Origin of the sequence: Aromatoleum toluclasticum ATCC 700605, from assembly GCF_000378245.1 — a bacterium.
GTDB lineage: Bacteria > Pseudomonadota > Gammaproteobacteria > Burkholderiales > Rhodocyclaceae > Aromatoleum > Aromatoleum toluclasticum.
In genome coordinates this window covers 43,585-61,560 of sequence record NZ_KB899513.1, presented here as the reverse complement: position 1 = coordinate 61,560, position 17,976 = coordinate 43,585, and the positions used below count along the sequence as shown (strand labels likewise).

Genomic DNA, 17,976 nt, shown 5'->3' with positions numbered 1-17,976 from the left:
CACGTGAGAATACGTCCGCTGGTGCTGGCATGGTTGGCCACGTTCGCCCTGCCGGCATGGGCGGCATCCACGACGGTCACGCTGTCCGTGCCGACGATGGACTGTCCGGTCTGCCCGATCACCCTCAAGAAAGCGCTGAGCAAGGTTGCCGGAGTGGAGGCGGTCACGGTGAGCCTCGACCGGCGCGAAGCTATCGTCACCTTCGACGACGTCAAGACCACTGTCGAGGCGCTGACCCGCGCCACGCGGGACGCGGGTTATCCGTCGGGCCTCACGGAGCGCAAGCCATGAGCGGGATCGATCTCGAATCGACGCTGTCCTGTCCGTCCTGCGGTCACGCGAAGACAGAAACGATGCCGACGGACGCCTGCCAGTGGTTCTATGAGTGCGAGCGGTGCCACACCGTATTCAGGCCGCTGCCAGGTGACTGCTGCGTGTTTTGCTCGTACGGCACCGTGCCTTGCCCACCGGTTCAGGCGCTCGGCCGCCCGCGTACCCCCAGGGGCATCAGCCACTCTCGCCCGACAGACTGAAGCCGATTGTCGTCCTGCCGGCCGACGACTGGGCGAAGGTGTTACCACCATGCATACGTGCGATCGCCGCGACGATCGACAATCCAAGGCCGTGATTGAAGTCCCCGTGTTCGCGCGCCAAATCCGCCCGATAGAAGCGGTCGAAAAGACGGGGCAGATCCTGCGCAGGAATCACTGGACCGACGTTGCTGACGGATAACCGTACGGCGCCGGCGGTGCCCGGCTCGATAGCCACGTCGATGACAGACCCCCGCTCGGCGAACCGGGTGGCATTGGCGAGGAGATTCGATAGTGCCCGCCGCAACAAGGGTGCATCGAATGCACCACTACTGTCCCCACGCACGCGAACGCTCACGCCGGCTTCCTGCAGCGCGGCATCGTGGAACTCGACCACCTCCGCAGCAACCCCGGCAAGCCTGCCAACAGGCTGCCGGCGGGCACGTTCGCCCCGATCCGCTTTCGACAGGAACAGCATGTCATTGACGAGACCCGCCAGGCGATGCAGGTCCTCGAGGTTTGATCCCAGCACGTCCCGCAACTCGGGAATGCCGCGTTCGCGGCTCAGGACGAGTTCGGTCTCGCCGATCAGTGTCGCCAGCGGCGTGCGCAGTTCATGGGCGACGTCCGCATTGAAGCCTTCCAGTTGCCGGTATGCGTTGTCCAGCCGCACAAGCAGCGCGTTGAACTGCGCGACCAGCGGCTGCAGTTCCTGCGCCTGCGCGGAGCCGTCCAGCGGCTGTCCGACATTTTCCGGACTGAGCGCGGCCGCTTGCCGAGCCAGGTCGCGAACAGGCAACAGCGCGCGCCGCACGAGCCACGCCCCCCCGCCGGAGACGAGCACGGCGCCGGCCAGCGCACTCGCCAGTAGCGTCCACGCCAGTTGCCTCAGCAATTGGGCATCGGAACTGCTGTCGAGCGCCAATTCGGCACGCAGCACGACTGCGCCCGACCACGGTGAAGGGATCTCGAATTTAACCCGACGCAGGTTCGCGGGGGGCTCGGGGGCCGGTGGCGTCATGTAGAGGAGCGTCTCGGCGTCCGCGGTCAGCCGCAGTTTGAGGTCGGCGTGGCCGATGAAGAAATCGTCGAGTTTGTGACGTAGGCTCGGCAGGTCCTCCGGCGTCGCGATCTCGCGGACAAGGTGGCGGATCACGTCCTGCTTGTGCCGCAGCTCCTCAGCCTGCCTGGCGGAAAAGTTGAGGCTGGTGGCCACATACACGACGGCGCAGACGAATCCGAGCCCGATGAAGGTCTGCACGGCAAGCCACCATGACAGCCAACGGCCAAGCGAACGCGAATTACGCATCCTCAGGGCTCCCGGTCTTCCAGGACGTAGCCCATGCCGCGCACGGTGTGCAGCAACTTCCTCGCGAAGGGGTCATCGAGCTTGCTGCGCAGGCGGCGCACGGCAACCTCCACAACATTCGTATTGCTGTCGAAGTTCATGTCCCACACCTGCTCGGCCAGCGCGGTGCGCGACAGCACCTGTCCGTGCCGACGCAAGAGCAAGGTCAGCAGCGTGAATTCCTTGGCCGTCAGATCGAGCCGCTGCCCGGAGCGCGACGCCTTGCGCCGCACCAGATCGAGTTCGAGGTCGGCCAGGCTGAGGACCGTGAGATCCTGACCGGCCGTCGGAATGGCGCCACGCCGCAACAGCGCGTGTACGCGTGCGAGCAGTTCGGACAGGGCGAAAGGTTTTACGAGATAGTCATCCGCCCCCGCCTGCAGCCCCTTCACGCGATCCTCCACCTTGTCCCGCGCGGTGAGCATCAGCACCGGTACGTGCTTGTCGCGCCGCATTTCGCGCAGGACGGCGAAACCATCCAGGCCCGGCAGCATGACATCGAGCAGGACGAGATCGTAATGCCCTTCGATCGCGAGGTAGCGCCCCTCGGTGCCGCTGTGGGCGACATCCACGACGTAGCTGCTCTCGGTCAGCGCCTTGCGCAGGTATTCGGCGAGCTTCGGCTCATCTTCGACGACCAGGATTTTCATGCGCGAATTATCGCGAAGAGCGCAGTGCGGCGACATTACGAATTCGTAATCGGGCTGTTCGCGATTCGACGTGGACGGTTTTCTACAGTACGTCCCGTGTCCGGCCGGACTGCAACGGACGTTGCCCGAGCCGGACCGTCCCCTGCATCGACGAAAGGAAGCCCATCATGTCCAAGATCCGTACCGCCACCCTCGTGCCCTTGCTCGCCGCCGTCCTCGCCGCGCCGACCGCGGCACTTGCCGGTTCGCTGTGGCACCCCGCCAACAATGAAGCCGGTTTCACCTTTCATCCCGACCATTCCACAAGCACCAAGACGCGCACCGAAGTGCTGAAGGAACTCGAAGAGGCGAAAGCCGATGGCAGCTACTCGTACCTGCTGCGCGGCCTGCCCCCGCCTTCCCGCGACGTCGGACCGGGCAAAACCCGCGAAGAGGTGATCAACGAGCTGCTGAGCATGACGCCCGAGGAGCGGGCACGCATGGACGAGCTCTATGGTGACAATTGACGCGGTGGAGATATGCGCGCGGGCCGGATGCCACGCAACACGTGACATCGCATGGCCCCACGCAGTCTCGCCGTGAGTCCTCAGCAGTCCAGTCCCCATTTTCATTTTCTTTCCTCTTGCCGCTACAATGCGCCGCATGCGCCGCTGGCTTGCGATTCTCTTCATGGTGTTCCTGCCGCTCCAACTGGGTTGGGCCGCGGTGAGCGCCTACTGCCAGCACGAGTCGGGGGCGGCGGCGAACCACCTGGGTCATCATGACCACCAGCATCAGGCCGCGGCTGGCGACGAGCCCGGATCGAAAGCAGCAGGAACCGATTTCGATTGCAGCTTCTGCCAGGCGGCGACTTGCACCGCACTGCCGAGCGATGTGGGAGCGTCATCGACCGACATCCTGACTTCCCTCGCCATCGCCTCCACTCCGATGGGGTTGCTCCCGGGACATCCCTCCGAGCCCGAACGTCCGAAATGGGGCCTCCCTGCCTGATCGGCAGGGTGGTCGCTTTCATTCTCTTTCCGGCAGTTTCACCGTTATGAACGGTATTGCCGCGCGTCCATTGCGATCGAGCTGATCGCGCCTTGCCGATTTTCCGTGTCTCGTCATCAACGGAGAATTGGATGTTTCGAAGAATTCGCATCAACTGGCTGCCGGGGCTGCTGCTCGGACTCGCGGCCAGTGGGGCGTGGGCACAAGCCACGCCCCCCGCATCACCGGTCGTAACAACGCTCCAACAGGCATTCAACGCTGCGTGGGCGCGTCAACCCGAAGCCCAGTCGTTTGACATGCGCCGGACGGCTGCGCAGGCGCGACGTGAGAGCGCCGACAACTGGTCGGCCGAACCGCTGGCACTCGAAGTATCGGGCAAGACCGACCAAATCCACCGCAACGACGGCAGCCGTGAATACGAGATCGGTCTCGCGGCGCCGCTGTGGTTGCCCGGCGAACGTGCATCGACCGCGGCCCTTGCCGATGCCGAAGTGCGCACGAGTACGAGCCGCACGCTTGCGGCACAACTGCGCACGGCCGCTGCGGTTCGGGCCGCGTACTGGGATTGGCAGCGCGCGCGGATCGATGTCCTGGTCGCACGCGAGCGGCTTGCCAGCGCCCGCGAACTCACCTCGGATGTATCGAAACGGGTTCGGGCCGGCGATCTCGCACGGGCCGACCAGCATCAGGCGGACGGAGCGCTCGCGACCGCAGAAGCGGCGCTCGCCGAAGCCAGCGGCGCGCTCGCGGGTGCGGAACAGCAGTTGCGCGCCCTGATAGGCATGGCACCTGCGCTTGCTGGCGAAGGGCTCGCCGTGGCCGAAGCAGAGCCCGTCCCTGCCACCCCCTCTGCACCAGAAGTGGGGCATCCTGCTGTCGCCGAACTACGCGATCGGGCGGAGCTTGCCCAACGCAGCATGAACCTCGCCGGGATTCAGGGCCGCGCCAATCCCGAGTTGCGTCTGGCGACGACGCGCGAGCGTGGCGCATCCGGCGAATCCTGGCAACAGACGGTGACGATCGGCGTACGCATTCCGTTCGGGTCCGATACCCGCAACCGCGCCCGCGTTGCCAGCGCCAGTGCCGAGGCGATCGAAGCCGAAACCCAGCTGAGGCTGGAACGCGAACGCCTGACGGCCGAAGTGGATACGGCGCGCGTCCGGGTCGAATCGGCGCGCACCCTGGTCGCCTCTGCCGAGCGGCGCGCGCAGTTGGCCCGCGAGTCGCGCGGCTTCTTCCAGAAGGCGTTCCGCCTCGGCGAAACCGATCTGCCGACCCGCCTGCGCATCGAACTCGAGGCCGCCGAAGCCGAGCGTCAGGTGGCGCGCACCCGCATCGAACTGGCCGCGGCCGTATCCGCGCTGCGGCAGGCCATGGGCCTTCTTCCCGAATGAACACCAGGAACCCGAACATGAAACCTTCCCCTACCCTGGCGGCGTGGAGTCTTGCCGCCGTCCTTGCGGGCTTCACGCCTCAGGCCTTGGCCGGCGAAGGCCACGACCACGGTGACGCCCCGGCGCCCATGGCCGGCCCGGCGCTACCGCGATTCACCGCCGTTTCGGAGCTCTTCGAGCTGGTCGGCGTGGTCGATGGCGAGAACATCACCCTCTATCTCGACCGCTTCGCCGACAACAGCCCGGTCAAGGACGCGACGCTGGAGCTGCAACTCGACGGCAAGGCGATTTCCGTCGAGCCACATGCCGACGGCGAGTTCGAAGCCACGCTGCAGGATGCACTCAAACCGGGCGTCGTGTCCGTGACCGCCACGGTCGTGGCCGGACAAGACACCGACCTCCTTGCCGGCGAGCTGGATCTGCATGAAGAGGCCACCGAGGTGCACGCCGAATCGGCCGGACCAGGCGTGAAACCCTACGCGGGATGGGTGGGCGCCGGCGTTCTCGTTCTTGGACTCGTCGGCTGGGCCGCGCTGCGCAAGGGAAACGCCCGCACCCGTTCGGCCGGAGGTGTCGCATGAAACCGGGAATTCTGTTGGTCATGCTGTGCCTTGTTACGGCAAGTGCATCGTGGAACGCATTCGCTGGCGACGGGCACGATCACGGCGACGAAGGCTCCGCGCCCGTCGGAGGCAACGGTCCGCGACGCTTGCCCGACGGCAGCGTATTCCTGCCCAAGCCGGCACAACGCCAGATCGGCGTGCGCACGCTGGTCACGGAAGCCGGCAACCTGCCGCGCACAGTGACGCTGGCTGGCAAAGTGGTGATGGACCCCAACGCGGGCGGAAAGGTGCAGGCGCTGGTCGCCGGCCGCCTCGAAGCCGGACCGCGCGGCTTGCCCGGGATCGGACAGGCGGTGAAGAAGGGCGAGGTGCTCGCGTACGTCGTGCCATCAGCGGGACAGATCGAGCGCTCGAACCAGATGGCCCAGCTCGCCGAATTGCGGGCTGCCAAAGTGCTCGCGGAAAAGCGCGTATCGCGGCTGAAGGAGCTCGCCGACACGGTGCCGCGCAAGGAGATCGAAGCGGCCGAGAGCGAACTCGCGAGTCTCGCGGCCCGCGCGACGGCGGTGGGTGCGGGGCTCAGCAATCGCGATGCGCTCGTGGCGCCCGTCGCGGGTGTGATCGCATCGAGCAACGCGGTCGCCGGGCAAGTCGTCGACGCGCGCGAACTGGTGTTCGAGATCGTCGATCCGAAACGGCTGCGCGTCGAGGCGCTGGCCTACGATGCCGACACCGCCATCGATGTCGCAGGCGCGAGCCTCGCGGTCGGCGAGCAACGCGTGAGACTCGACTTTCTCGGCGCGGCGCGCAGTCTGCGCGAGCAGGCGCTGCCGCTCGCTTTCGGTGCGGCGGGCGATTCCTTGGCGCGTTTCGCTGTCGGGCAACCGGTCGAGGTGTTCGTGCAAACGCGCAGCACACTGCAGGGCGTCAGCGTGCCCGCGGGATCGGTGCTGAAGAACCCGGCGAACCAGACCATCGTGTGGGTCAAGACCGCGCCGGAGCGCTTCGAGCCCCGCACCGTCACGACCGCGCCGCTCGACGGGGCGAATGTGGCGGTGACGTCGGGCCTCGCGGCCGGGGAGCGCGTCGCCACAAACGCGGCCACCCTGATCAACCAGATCCGCTGACGGGGAGCCCGACCGATGTTCAAGTGGCTACTCGACAATAGTCTCGGCAACCGGCTGCTGGTGATCATCGCCAGCCTGGTGCTGATGGCCTACGGCGCATTCACGCTCACACGCACGCCCGTGGACGTGTTCCCGGACCTCAACAAGCCGACGGTCACGATCATGACCGAATCCGGCGGCATGGCGGCGGAGGAAGTCGAACAACTCATCACCTTCCCGCTCGAAACGACGATGAACGGCCTGCCCGGCGTGGAGGCCGTGCGCTCCATCTCCAGCGCGGGGCTGTCCTTCGTTTATGTGACCTTCGACTGGAGCACGGAGATCTTCCGAGCCAGGCAGATGGTGTCGGAGCGCCTGTCCGCGATGGAGGAAGGACTGCCGGAGGACGTGATTCCACGCATGGGACCGATCAGCTCCGTGATGGGCGAAATCATGCAGATCGCGATCCCGATCGACACCGCGAAGATCTCGCCGATGCAGGTGCGCGAATACGCGGACTGGGTGCTGCGTCCGCGTCTCATGGCCATCCCCGGCATCGCGCAGGTCATCCCGATCGGCGGTGAAGTACGGCAGTTCCAGGTGCAGCCGGATACGCGACGCATGGCGGAACTCGGCATTGCGCTGGAACAGATGGAAGCGGCGATCCGCGGCTTCTCGTCGAACACCTCGGGCGGCTTTCTCGAGCTCACCGGCCGCGAATACCTGATCCGCAACCTCGGACGCACCTCGAATCTGGAGGATCTGAAGAATCTCGCGATTACCGCACGCGACGGTCAGCCGATCCTGATGCGCCAGATCGCGGCCGTGACCTTTGCCCCGGCGCTGCGACGTGGCGATGCGGGATTCGAGGGCAAACCGGCGGTCATCCTCGGCATCCAGAAGCAGCCGACCGCGGACACCATCCACCTCACCCGCTCGATCGAGGCCGCGCTCGACGAAATGAAGAAATCGTTGCCGACTGGCATGGATGCGCCGGTGGTGACTTTCCGTCAGGCGAGCTTCATCGAGGCGTCGATCGGCACGCTCCAGGGCAAGCTGATTGGCGCGTCCGTGTTCGTAGCGGCGATCCTGTTCTTCTTCCTTGGCACGCTGCGGCCGACGGTGATTGCGCTCACTGCGATCCCCGTGTCGATCTTCATGACGGCGCTGGTATTCAAGTATTTCGGCCTGTCGATCAACACCATGACCCTCGGGGGGTTGGCGATCGCGATCGGCGGCCTCGTTGATGATGCGGTGGTCGGCGTCGAGAACGTGCTGCGCCGGCTCAAGGAAGAGCGGGTCAAGCATCCCGATCACCGGCTCCACCCTATCGAACTCGTCGCGCACGCGACGATGGAAGTGCGCTCGGCCATCCTCTACGCGACGATCATCATCGTGCTGGTGTTCCTGCCGTTGTTCGCGTTGCCAGGTATGGAGGGGCGGCTTTTCGTGCCGCTCGGTATCGCGTTTATCGTCTCGACGCTGGCGTCGCTGGTCGTGTCGGTGACGGTGACCCCGGTCCTGTCCTTCTATCTGCTGCCGCGCATGAAGTCGCTTGAACACGGCGACACGCGCCTGCTAGCGTGGCTCAAAATGCGTTATCGCAGCACGCTGCAGGGGGTGCTCGATCGGCCCAAGGCGGCCGTGACTGCAGGAGCGATGGCCGTCCTGATTGCTGCGGTGGCCGTGCCGTTCTTCCCGACCACGTTTCTGCCGCCCTTCAACGAAGGCACCCTGCTGATTGGCATGCGGCTCAACCCAGGGGTCACGCTCGCCGAGTCGACCGCGCTCGCGCAACAGGCGGAGGTGCTCGTGAAACAGGTGCCCGAAGTCACGCACGTTGGTCGCCGCAGCGGACGTGCGGAACTCGATGAACATGCCGAAGGCGTGCACGTCAGCGAACTCGATGTCGGGCTCAAACCAGCATCTGAACTCACCCGCTCGATGGGTGAGATCGCTGCCGACATCCGCGCGCGGCTCGTGAACCTGCCCGCTGCGATCGCGATCGGTCAGCCGATCTCGCACCGCATCGACCACATGCTCTCGGGCGTGCGTTCGCAGATCGCGATCAAGATCTTCGGCGAGGATCTCGATACGCTGCGAGGCCAGGCTGATGCGCTGCGGGCGCGGCTCGCCGGCATTCCCGGTCTCGCCGATCTGGAAATCGAGAAGCAGGTGCTCGCACCGCAGATCAAGGTCCGCATCGACTATGCGGCGGCGGCACGTTACGGGGTGCCGGCACCGCAGATTCTCGCCGCGCTGCAGAACCTCGTCGAAGGCGAGAAAGTCACCCAGATCGTCGAAGGCGGACGGCGTTTCGCGCTGGTCGTGCGCCTGCCCGAGTCGGCGCGTTCGGTCGAGGGGCTCGCGCAGATTCTCATCGAAACGCCGACCGGGCATGTCCCGCTGTCGAAACTCGCGTCCATCGAGGATGGCGACGGGCCGAACCAGGTGAGCCGCGACGACGGCAAGCGCCGCATCGTGCTGTCGGCCAACGCGCAGCAGCGCCCGCTGTCGGAGATCGTCGAGGACATCCGCGCCGTGGTGGCCGACATGAAGCTGCCGGAGGGCTATTTCATTACGCTGGGCGGGCAGTTCCAGGCGCAGGAAGAAGCCTCGCGCCTCGTGGGACTGCTCTCGATCGTGTCGCTCGTGCTGATGTTTGTCGTGCTCTACAGCCGCTACAAGTCCGTACGGCTCTCGGTGCTGATCATGGCCAACATCCCGCTCGCGTTGGTTGGTGCGGTAATCGGCCTGTGGATCTCCGGCCAGCCGCTGTCGGTCGCAGCGCTCATCGGCTTCATCACGCTCGCCGGTATCTCGGTGCGTAACGGCATCCTGAAGGTCAGCCACTACATCAACCTGATGCGCATCGAAGGCGAAGGTTTCGATCACGCAATGATCCTGCGCGGCTCGCTGGAACGTCTCTCCCCGGTGCTGATGACCGCCCTGGTCACCGCCTTCGCGCTAGCCCCGCTGCTGTTCGAGGCCGAACGCCCGGGCACCGAGATCCTGCATCCGGTCGCCGTGGTGATCTTCTCCGGGCTCATCAGCTCGACGCTGCTCGATACCTTCCTCACCCCGGCGATGTTCTGGCTCTTCGGTCGCCGCGACGTCGAGCGCCTGCTCAACGACCGCAATGCCGAAGCGTTTTAACGCTGATGCGCCTACACAATCGAATCCTGAAAGGAGAAAACATGAAACTCTCGAAGCTCGTCGCCCTGGCTGCCCTGGTCGCCGTCGGTCCCGCTTTCGCGGCGGATAAGCACGACCATGCCCACGGACATGAATCCCTGCACGGTGGTGTGGTCGTCGAGGTCAAGGATATCGACCTCGAGCTCGTCGCCAAGCCTGACGTCATCCAGCTGCACCTGCGCGATCACGGTAAGCCGCTCGATGTGGCCAATGGCAGCGCGAAGCTCACGCTCCTGGCCGGCACCGAAAAGCAGGAAGTCGAACTGAAGCCTGCCGGCGACCGGCTGGAGTCCAAGGGGAGCTTCAAGGTGGGCGCCGGCACCAAGTTGGTGGCCGTCGTCACGCTGCCGGGCAAGCCCTCCACCACCGCGCGCTTCACGCTGAAGTGACGCCGTCCGGCTGCCTGCAGCACGTCGCTGCGGGTGGCCTTCCCATGTGATCAAAAAGGTGACCCAATGAAAGCTTTTGCTGCAGGAATGGTTGTCGTGGCCCTCGGTGGATTGGGCGGATGTGCGAGCCCCACCGTGCTCGAAGGGAAATACTCCGAGGCGGACGGGTGGCGTAAAGGAACCGTCGTCGAGATCGGCCCGGCGAAAAGTCTGAAGCGGCCCGCGTTTTATGACTGCAGGACCGAGGCGTCGGGCACGGAAGGCAACGATCAGTATGTGATGATCGCGCTGTTGAGCCATGGACACTCGCATGCGCGTGCCGCCAAGTTGCCCGCCGACTCGCAATTGCAGGTCGGCGACAAGGTTTACGTGAATTTCAAGGACTGCAGCGCGCCAATCCCGAAACGCAGCTCATGAACGTTCGACCGGTAGGCACTCTCTTGATGTACTTGCCGCGCGGGACGCGGGGGATCGTTGCGATTGATCAGCGGTCGGAGAAACCTTGGTTGGTCTGCTCAGGGCCCACACGATGAGTGACGACATCCATTACGAAGCTTGGGGCGATCGAGTCGACCCAGCACTGCTCGAAGCCGTTCGCGATGGCAACGTACCGGAAGTGCTGAGGTGGCTGGAGGACGGACTGCCGGCCAACTGGCAGGACACCGAGGGGTGCAGTCTGATCTTCCTCGCCGCCTATCACCGTCAGTGGGCTGTCATTGACAGCCTGTTGGCGCACGGCGCATCGGTCGACCTGCCCGATCGCATGGGATGGACTCCGCTCTTCTGGGCCGCCTTCAACAGCCATGCGGACATCGTCTCGTTCTTGATCGGGCGCGGTGCCAATCCCGACGCGCGGACTAACGACGGGGAGTGGCCCTTGTTCTGGGCGGTTTACAAAGGCCACACGGCCGTCGTCCGCTACCTCTTGCTCGGCGGCGCGAAGCGGAATCAACTCGATGTGGATGGTCATGACGAGCTCTGGCTCGCACGCACCTTGGCGCGACAAGAAATCGTCACCATCCTTGAAGGGCAGCGGACGCGGCACATGACTCACCCCCAGCCAGGGAATTCCGACGGGTTCGTTTAACCCCGCCCCACGGCTCCACTCGTACAAGTCGAAATAACTGCTTGGCAAACCGGAAGCCCACGTAAGCTTCAAACTGAAGTGATGTAGGCCCTTTTGCCGGAGTACGCGACACTGCCGCGCACTCCGGCGCTCTGATTTAGACCTGTCATATCCTCAAGGAATCATCATGTCAATTCATCGTTTCATCGTGGCACTGGCCATGACCTTCGGTGTTCCCCTCCATGCCACAGCCGATGGAGCCAAAAAGATCCAGGACAATTCGTTCCTGATCGAAGAGGCATACAACCAGGAAGCCGGCGTGGTACAGCACATTCAGAGCTTTATGTACCTCCGGCAGTCCAAGGAGTGGGCCTATACCTTCACGCAGGAATGGCCGATTCCCGACGAAACCCACCAGCTTTCATACACGATTCCAGTCCTGCGGGTCGCCGATCCAACTGCATCGACCGGCGTCGGCGACATCGCCCTCAACTATCGATATCAAGCGATCGGTAGGGAGGGCGTCGCCTTCGCGCCTCGCCTGTCGGTCATCGCGCCGTCCGGAGACTACCGAAAAGGGCATGGCACTGGCGCTATTGGCATTCAGGTGAACCTGCCCCTGAGCGTTGAGTTATCCGACTCAGTGGTCACCCATTGGAATCTCGGGGGAACCTACACGCCGAACTCCAGAGAGTCTGGCGGCGCCCGCGCTGATACCGTAGGGTCGAACTACGGTGCCAGCATCATTTACTTGGTGAGCGCGAACTTCAACCTGATGTTGGAGGCGGCCGGAACGAATTTCGAAGCAGTTCAGGCGGACGGCAGTAGACAACATGAGAAGACGATGTTCATCAACCCCGGCTTCCGCTATGCGACCAACTTCGATTCGGGTCTCCAGGTTGTGTCGGGAGTTTCCAGACCGATCGGTGTCGGCCCGTCTTCGGGAACGCAGGGTGTATTGCTCTATGTGTCGTTGGAGCACCCGTTCAAGTAAGGTCACGGCCCGATTGCCATCGAGAGAACACGCGTCGCCGTGCACGGAACCCCGAGTCTACAAGGGCCACACGTCGGTTGTCCGGCATCTTCTGGTCGGCGGTGCGAAGCGCAACCAGCTCGACGCGGACGGATATGACGAGCTCAGGCTCGCGCAGACGTTGGGGCGGCACGACGTCGTCACCATCCCTGAAGGGCAGCGCTCCAAACGTGACGTTTGACGCAATCGGCAGGTCGTCGACCGCCCATATCGTCATGCGCGAATGAGCTCAAGACACGCAGCCTGCCGACATTACGAATTCGTAATCGGGCTGTCTGCAATTCGACAGGGAAAGTCTTCTACAGTGAGTCCAGTACGCGGTTTCACAGATGCCATGATTGCGTACCCCCAAGATGGCTGAAGCAGATTCATCCTGCCCGACATTCCCTCTGCCGTTTCTGGAGGTCATCCCATGAAGACAATTATGGTTGCTACCGCTATTGTGGCCCTTGTAGCGCTGAGCGGATGTGCGAGCCCCACCGTGCTCGAAGGGAAATACTCCGAGGCGGACGGGTGGCGCAAAGGAACCGTTGTCGAGATCGGACCCGCGAAAAGTCTGAAGCGGCCCGCGTTTTATGACTGCAGGACCGTGGCGTCGGGCACGGAAGGCAGCGATCAGTATGTGATGATCGCGCTTTTGAGCCATGGACACTCGCATGCGCGCGCCGCCAAGTTGCCCGCCGACTCGCAATTACAGGTCGGCGACAAGGTCTACGTGAATTTCAAGGACTGCAGCGCACCAATCCCGAGACGCAGCTCATCACCCTCGGACTAGCAACAGTTCAATTGATGTGCGTATCGCGCGGGACGCCGGGGATTGTGGCGAAGGATCAACGCCCGCAGAGTCCGGGTTCGCCTCGTCAGGACCAAGACGATGCATTACGACATCCAGCACAAAGCCAGGCGCGATCGAGCGGCCCCGAAGCAGCTCGACGCGGTTCGCCAGGGCAAGGTCCCGGAAGTGCTGAGATGGCTGGAGGACGGACTGCCCGTCGCTTCGCAAAATACCGAGGGGGCACCTGATCTTCCTGGCGGCATATCACCGTCAGTGGGCCGTTATTGACAACCTGTTGGCGCGCGGTGCATCGGTCGACCTGCCCGATAGCCGGGGATGGACGCCACTCTTCTGGGCCGCTTTCAACGGCCATGCGGACATCGTTTCATTCCTGATCGGCCGCGCCAACCACGACGTGCGGAACTCGGACGGGGAGTGGCCTCTGTTCTGGGCCGCCTACAAGGGCCACACGTCGGTTGTCCGGCATCTTCGGATCGGCGGTGCGAAGCGCAACCAACTCGACGCGGACGGACATGACGAGCTCAGGCTCGCGCAGATGTTGGGCGGCACGACGTCGTCACCATCATCGAAGGACGGCGCGCCCAACGTACGAAGCATCCTCCTCCCTGAAACTCCGACGGTGCACTTTGATCCAGTAGCTACGCAGACGTCACGCAAGACGCATGGTTGCCGCAACTTGGTAGGCTGATCGAGCTAAAACCAAGACAGACACCGTCCGGCACGCCTTCCGGCGACGTATTGATCTACGAGTTCGCCCTGCGGATCGTCGGAAGAACGCCGGCGATGCAAGAACAACACCGGCTCGGGGCCGGTGTCAGGTGAACACTTGTAATGGGAGCGTCAGCGACCGCCGCGATTTGGATGCAAGGCCCTTTCAAGACGCCAGATTTCATCGCCCTTCATCATGATCTTCTGGCCATCCTTAGTCTCCATCACGTGCCCCTCCGCCATCCTTTCAACCCGGCCGAATTTGTTCTCCATGGCCATCTTGCCATCCTTGAAAACATAAACCGTCGATCCATCCTTCATTACATACGATTTTTCGACGTTACTCTCGTCAACTGCAAGGGCCGACGTCGCGACCAAGACAGAGGCTGCTGCGACAATGAGTTTTTTGAGCATGATTTACTCCTTTAAATTCGCAACCTGTGGCTGACAGTTTAGCGGGAGATCAACAGGCATATTCTCCGCATTAGTCACGCTCCGCGTGCTTCATGCCAGCCATAAGTTCACAGTTCAGATTTTCCAACAAAACTTGGCACGGACGTATCAACCTCCCCTCGGCGCAGACTGAGAAAACCTAGTATCAGCAACCGCACCACAAGAAGTCGGGCACTCCCAACAATTCAAGGGAGAGTCAACTACCTCCACGATCACGATGCAACTCGCGCTCGAGACGCCAGATTTCATTGCCCTTCATCATGATCCTCTGACCGTCCGTTGTTTCCATCGTGTGTCCTTCCTTCATGGTAACAAGGCGCCCCAATTTGTCCTCCATGGCCATCTTTCCATCCTTGAATACATAAACCGTTGATCCATCCTTCAACGGATACGACTTCGTCACGTTCCCCTCATCTACGGCCAACGCAGACGCGGTAACGAGGAACGATGCAGCAACAATTGCGAGCTTACTAAGCATAACAAACTCCTCGTAGAGGATATGTGAATCAAGAATGTTGGGGCTGTGCGCGCCGTACTTGACACCTTTGTTCTGCACAACGCCGTTGTTTACGCCCCACTCCCGATGCCCTGCCCTCACTGACCTCCTCGGTACATCGGATTCTCGTCAACATATACGGTTACCTGCTCCGTGCCAGGGATGATTTCCGACAGCGGAAAACTAGAGGTTCCCAAGGTATCGAAGGTCCACGTAACAGTTTTTTCTCCGACGCGTATTGCAATCGTTTCCATTCTCACAACGTTGATATGGCGGGTCTGATTGTCAATGGTTATGCTCCGCTCCGCCGTCGCCAGCGATGCGTATCCATAGCGGGCAGCCTGGCGTGCATGAGCGGCGCTTGCGGCAACCCGGATTAAAGCTCCAACTTGCGTTTCGCTCGGCGCGGAATACTGCTCACCAGCAAGTGCGCTCGCTGTTCCAAACAGCAGTATTGATGCATAAGCTACGCTAGATTTAGTAATTTGCATCCTTCACTCTCCCGCAGTATTTGGCTCTATCGCTCGACTTCGCTACACCACGAGTAGATATTAGTCTGGAGCGCCTTACGGCAGAATGACTTTCCGATTACTTCCTACTCATCCTCCTGCAACCTTGCGGAAAGCAACAACGTTGTTTAAGCAGGGATTACGCACCACCGACAGCAGATCGGCCTGCTCCGCCGTTACAGCGCGCAGGCCGATCAATCGTCGCCACGCGACGGTCGCAAACAATTCAGTTTGTCTGATGCTCGCGATGCAGCTCGTTCTCTAGACGCCAGATTTCGTTACCCTTCATCATTATTTTTTTTCCATCCTTTGTTTCCATCGCATGGCCTTCCTTCATCGTAACAACTTGCCCAACTTTGTTCTCCATCGCCATCTTGCCGTCCTTAAAGACGTAGACGGTGGAGCCATCTTTCAACTCATAGGCTTTCTCGACATTTCCTCGGTCCACTGCGAATGCCGAGGTGGCGATGATCACGGATGCGGCTGCGGCGATTGCTTTCGTAAGCATGATTGACTCCTGACAGTTAAGTGGTAGAACTTAAAAACTAACCTTTACTGCACGACGCCTTTTGGTTGTAAAACCGGTGTGCTATCTGCAAGAAGCACACTTGATCAACGCCCCCGATACATTGGGCTCTCATCCACGTACACAGTCACGCCGTCTACTCCAGGCAAAATATTCGACAAGGAGAAATTTCTCCGTGGATATGCATCGAATGTCCAATTAACCACTTTTCCTCCGAAACGGATCGAAACAGTCTCTAGCTGGACGACATTGATGTGCCGGGTGTTCTTATCTACGACTAAGATGCGCTCAGGAACTCCGGTTGATTCATACCCATAAGGGGCCTTCTGTCTCTCTGTGGGTTCGCTCGCTGATCCTCGAACGCCCTCGACCCAGTGCGAAGTGCCAGCTTCTGAATAGTCAGTGTGTGCAATTGCCGACGAGGCCGTTGTGAACAGCAGCGCCGAGATAGCAGTGGCACGGCAGATATTGCGGTTCATAATCATTCCCCAGGACCAATCAAGATGCTCCTTATCGAGCGACCGTAACCTGATTGTAGCAGCGAGCATCTGACATTGGCATGACTTAACAATTACATTCCTGTCATCGCTGTGTCATTTTGTAAAACCACTGTGAGCACGTATATAATTTATCCATGCACGCTCTGACAACGCAACAAATCCTTAGCCAAGAACATTCGCGCGCCGGAGAACTAAAAGTGCAAAATTCTGTCCTGACCGAGAATCGTTAAGTAGAGCACTTCTCGGAGTAGACGGGCAGCTCATCTTTCGAACGGATCCCAGATTTACGGAATCCACTTTGGATTTCCAGTCATGCTCATATGCGAACTGCTCGCTGCCCATTTCATGACACCTCCGGCGATTTCGTTGTGCGTCCGACAAGGATGGATTGGCAAGCTGGACGATCACGTTCGCCAATGAAATTTGGCTGGCGCTGCCATCCGCGATCACCGATTGGAGCTCGTCGATGATGTTCTTCCTGACCATGATGCCCCTTGCAAACTAGCCGATGACAAGTCACGACATGAGCTGCCAGTATTAATAACGAATGCGTACAGGCTATGATACGAAAAGGAATGTGACGTCGCTTGCGGCAACATTCAGTTGCCACTACACGGGCAAATGAATGATTCTGTGATTGCCCCGCGTTTGCACCGCCCCGGAGTTGTTGTCACGGGGCGTCTTCGCATTCAACTTGCTACGGGGAATTCGTTGCTGGAGATAGGAAAAATGGAGTCGCGGAAGCAATATGCAACATGGCTAGAGCTTGCTGTTGCACCTGAATGGATGCGAGGTTCATGCAAAATCAAGGTGCACGAGGTTGGCGGAAGAGGACGGCCTTGCTTTGCTATTTCAATGAACAACCGGTGGTTGTGCGCAGCCAGCGGATGCCTGACAGTATTCTTCGGCCTCGGTTCGGCGCTGCATTTCCTGAAGCTTTGGCGCATCGAAAAATTTGAACCTGGCGAGGCTCACATTGGCAGTGTCGAATGTAGTGACTCCCGCCACTGTCTCAGCATCGGGGGCGTTGGCAGCCTAAGGCGTTGCAGGGCCAACCCGAGTAAGTAACGCTCAAGGACCGGCTTCCGCTTCTTGTCTGGCAGGTTGATGCCGTTGTCGGGAGGGAGCGTCCATCTCATTGCTTACGCAGAGCCCACTCTGCTGGCGTCGAAGATGCGTTGATTTCGATACAGGTGCAGCGACGGGCATGGACTGCGCCGGCAGATTGACTGAAGGCGTCTGCCTTTCCCTCGCCTTGTAGACATCCCTCACTCGAGGGATGTCGGCTATATATGATTCTTCTTAGAGTCTTACCCTGTCTTCACGATCGCGTAGGATTGAAACCTTTCGATGGAAGCTCTTTATTTCGCCGTCCTCTTCTGAAACCTCGCCGACCCCGACGCCTCCCGTCTGGGAAGCGCGGTTTTCGGCAGTGATTGATTTCTAAAGCGGGCGCGCAGTAAGTCCTGCGAAGTGATTACAGGTGCTTATGGAACTTACTGTGATCGTGGAGAACTTTCTTCGCGTGTTGCGGCGTCGCTTCAGCACTCTTCTGTGCGGGAACAGCGAGCTTCTCTTGCATATGGTTATGGGGGCTGACGCGGCCTTCGGTCTTCTCGTTCTGCGCCGCCACAGGTGCAGTCGTTGAGGCAGCGTTCCCCGCGGGCGCCAGGATTGCAAACGCGGATAACAGAGCCGTGATAAGAATCAGCTTCGTTGTCATG

General features: G+C 61.3%; 23 protein-coding genes. 15 read left to right on the top strand and 8 right to left on the bottom strand.

The genetic code is table 11. The annotated features are described in order from the left end of the window. Positions 1-3: 3 nt before the first annotated feature. Together merP and F464_RS31950 are read left to right on the top strand one after the other, a co-directional pair. Entirely contained in the window at positions 4-291 is a 288-nt protein-coding gene (gene merP, locus F464_RS0125470) for a mercury resistance system periplasmic binding protein MerP (protein ID WP_455708937.1), read from the top strand. Continuing rightward, positions 288-533: a GDCCVxC domain-containing (seleno)protein gene (locus F464_RS31950; RefSeq protein ID WP_084600602.1), complete on the top strand. Its 246-nt coding sequence runs from the start codon at positions 288-290 to the stop codon at positions 531-533. The genes merP and F464_RS31950 overlap by 4 nt, the downstream gene beginning before the upstream one ends. On the opposite strand, the gene F464_RS0125465 is transcribed toward F464_RS31950, so the two are convergent. Then, complete coding sequence (locus F464_RS0125465; RefSeq protein WP_018992693.1) at positions 508-1,839, bottom strand: heavy metal sensor histidine kinase; 1,332 nt, start codon at positions 1,837-1,839, stop codon at positions 508-510. The two genes, F464_RS31950 and F464_RS0125465, sit on opposite strands and share 26 nt — an antisense overlap. A gap of 2 nt (positions 1,840-1,841) precedes the next feature. Next, on the bottom strand, positions 1,842-2,528 hold the full coding sequence (locus F464_RS0125460) for a heavy metal response regulator transcription factor (protein ID WP_018992692.1): 687 nt from the start codon (positions 2,526-2,528) through the stop codon (positions 1,842-1,844). Positions 2,529-2,695: 167 nt separating this feature from the next. On the opposite strand from F464_RS0125460, the gene F464_RS0125455 reads away from it, so the two are divergent. The 13 genes from F464_RS0125455 (at position 2,696) to F464_RS31785 (ending at position 13,748) form a co-directional block, all read left to right on the top strand. After that, positions 2,696-3,034 carry a DUF4148 domain-containing protein gene (locus F464_RS0125455; protein WP_018992691.1) on the top strand — a complete coding sequence of 113 codons (339 nt, stop codon included), beginning with the start codon at positions 2,696-2,698 and terminating at the stop codon, positions 3,032-3,034. Positions 3,035-3,170: 136 nt separating this feature from the next. Next, positions 3,171-3,518 (top strand): hypothetical protein, encoded by a 348-nt coding sequence (locus F464_RS0125450; RefSeq protein WP_026296323.1) that lies wholly within the window; start codon positions 3,171-3,173, stop codon positions 3,516-3,518. A gap of 131 nt (positions 3,519-3,649) precedes the next feature. Beyond that, positions 3,650-4,912, top strand: coding sequence for a TolC family protein (locus tag F464_RS0125445; protein WP_026296322.1), 1,263 nt, complete (start codon positions 3,650-3,652; stop codon positions 4,910-4,912). Positions 4,913-4,929: 17 nt separating this feature from the next. Then, entirely contained in the window at positions 4,930-5,493 is a 564-nt protein-coding gene (locus tag F464_RS0125440) for a hypothetical protein (RefSeq protein ID WP_026296321.1), read from the top strand. Beyond that, positions 5,490-6,602 carry an efflux RND transporter periplasmic adaptor subunit gene (locus F464_RS0125435; RefSeq protein ID WP_018992687.1) on the top strand — a complete coding sequence of 371 codons (1,113 nt, stop codon included), beginning with the start codon at positions 5,490-5,492 and terminating at the stop codon, positions 6,600-6,602. The genes F464_RS0125440 and F464_RS0125435 overlap by 4 nt, the downstream gene beginning before the upstream one ends. Before the next feature lie 15 nt (positions 6,603-6,617). After that, entirely contained in the window at positions 6,618-9,737 is a 3,120-nt protein-coding gene (locus tag F464_RS0125430) for an efflux RND transporter permease subunit (protein WP_018992686.1), read from the top strand. A 41-nt stretch (positions 9,738-9,778) separates the two neighbouring features. Then, positions 9,779-10,165 (top strand): hypothetical protein, encoded by a 387-nt coding sequence (locus F464_RS0125425; protein ID WP_018992685.1) that lies wholly within the window; start codon positions 9,779-9,781, stop codon positions 10,163-10,165. 66 nt (positions 10,166-10,231) lie between these two features. Further along, the gene (locus F464_RS0125420) at positions 10,232-10,582 is read left to right on the top strand and encodes a hypothetical protein (protein ID WP_026296320.1); all 351 of its coding nucleotides are present in this window, start codon (positions 10,232-10,234) and stop codon (positions 10,580-10,582) included. 112 nt (positions 10,583-10,694) lie between these two features. Next, positions 10,695-11,252 carry an ankyrin repeat domain-containing protein gene (locus F464_RS0125415; protein WP_040395790.1) on the top strand — a complete coding sequence of 186 codons (558 nt, stop codon included), beginning with the start codon at positions 10,695-10,697 and terminating at the stop codon, positions 11,250-11,252. Between the two features lie 166 nt (positions 11,253-11,418). Then, positions 11,419-12,225: a hypothetical protein gene (locus F464_RS0125410; RefSeq protein ID WP_018992682.1), complete on the top strand. Its 807-nt coding sequence runs from the start codon at positions 11,419-11,421 to the stop codon at positions 12,223-12,225. A gap of 451 nt (positions 12,226-12,676) precedes the next feature. After that, positions 12,677-13,039 (top strand): YgdI/YgdR family lipoprotein, encoded by a 363-nt coding sequence (locus tag F464_RS0125400; RefSeq protein WP_018992680.1) that lies wholly within the window; start codon positions 12,677-12,679, stop codon positions 13,037-13,039. A gap of 99 nt (positions 13,040-13,138) precedes the next feature. Beyond that, entirely contained in the window at positions 13,139-13,327 is a 189-nt protein-coding gene (locus tag F464_RS31790) for a hypothetical protein (RefSeq protein WP_224792799.1), read from the top strand. Between the two features lie 7 nt (positions 13,328-13,334). Next, entirely contained in the window at positions 13,335-13,748 is a 414-nt protein-coding gene (locus F464_RS31785) for an ankyrin repeat domain-containing protein (protein ID WP_018992679.1), read from the top strand. A 152-nt stretch (positions 13,749-13,900) separates the two neighbouring features. On the opposite strand, the gene copK (F464_RS0125390) is transcribed toward F464_RS31785, so the two are convergent. The 6 genes from copK (F464_RS0125390) to F464_RS0125370 form a co-directional block, all read right to left on the bottom strand. Further along, positions 13,901-14,182: a periplasmic Cu(I)/Cu(II)-binding protein CopK gene (copK, locus tag F464_RS0125390; RefSeq protein ID WP_018992678.1), complete on the bottom strand. Its 282-nt coding sequence runs from the start codon at positions 14,180-14,182 to the stop codon at positions 13,901-13,903. Between the two features lie 235 nt (positions 14,183-14,417). Continuing rightward, positions 14,418-14,699, bottom strand: a complete 282-nt coding sequence (gene copK / locus F464_RS0125385) for a periplasmic Cu(I)/Cu(II)-binding protein CopK (protein WP_026296319.1) — start codon at positions 14,697-14,699, stop codon at positions 14,418-14,420. Between the two features lie 116 nt (positions 14,700-14,815). Next, the gene (locus F464_RS30665) at positions 14,816-15,208 is read right to left on the bottom strand and encodes a CzcE family metal-binding protein (protein WP_084600601.1); all 393 of its coding nucleotides are present in this window, start codon (positions 15,206-15,208) and stop codon (positions 14,816-14,818) included. A 244-nt stretch (positions 15,209-15,452) separates the two neighbouring features. Beyond that, a complete protein-coding gene (gene copK / locus F464_RS0125380) occupies positions 15,453-15,734 on the bottom strand; it encodes a periplasmic Cu(I)/Cu(II)-binding protein CopK (protein WP_018992676.1) in 282 nt (93 codons plus the stop codon). Positions 15,735-15,838: 104 nt separating this feature from the next. After that, the gene (locus tag F464_RS30660) at positions 15,839-16,231 is read right to left on the bottom strand and encodes a CzcE family metal-binding protein (RefSeq protein WP_084600604.1); all 393 of its coding nucleotides are present in this window, start codon (positions 16,229-16,231) and stop codon (positions 15,839-15,841) included. 1,498 nt (positions 16,232-17,729) lie between these two features. Beyond that, on the bottom strand, positions 17,730-17,975 hold the full coding sequence (locus tag F464_RS0125370; protein ID WP_018992674.1) for a hypothetical protein: 246 nt from the start codon (positions 17,973-17,975) through the stop codon (positions 17,730-17,732). Position 17,976 lies beyond the last annotated feature (1 nt).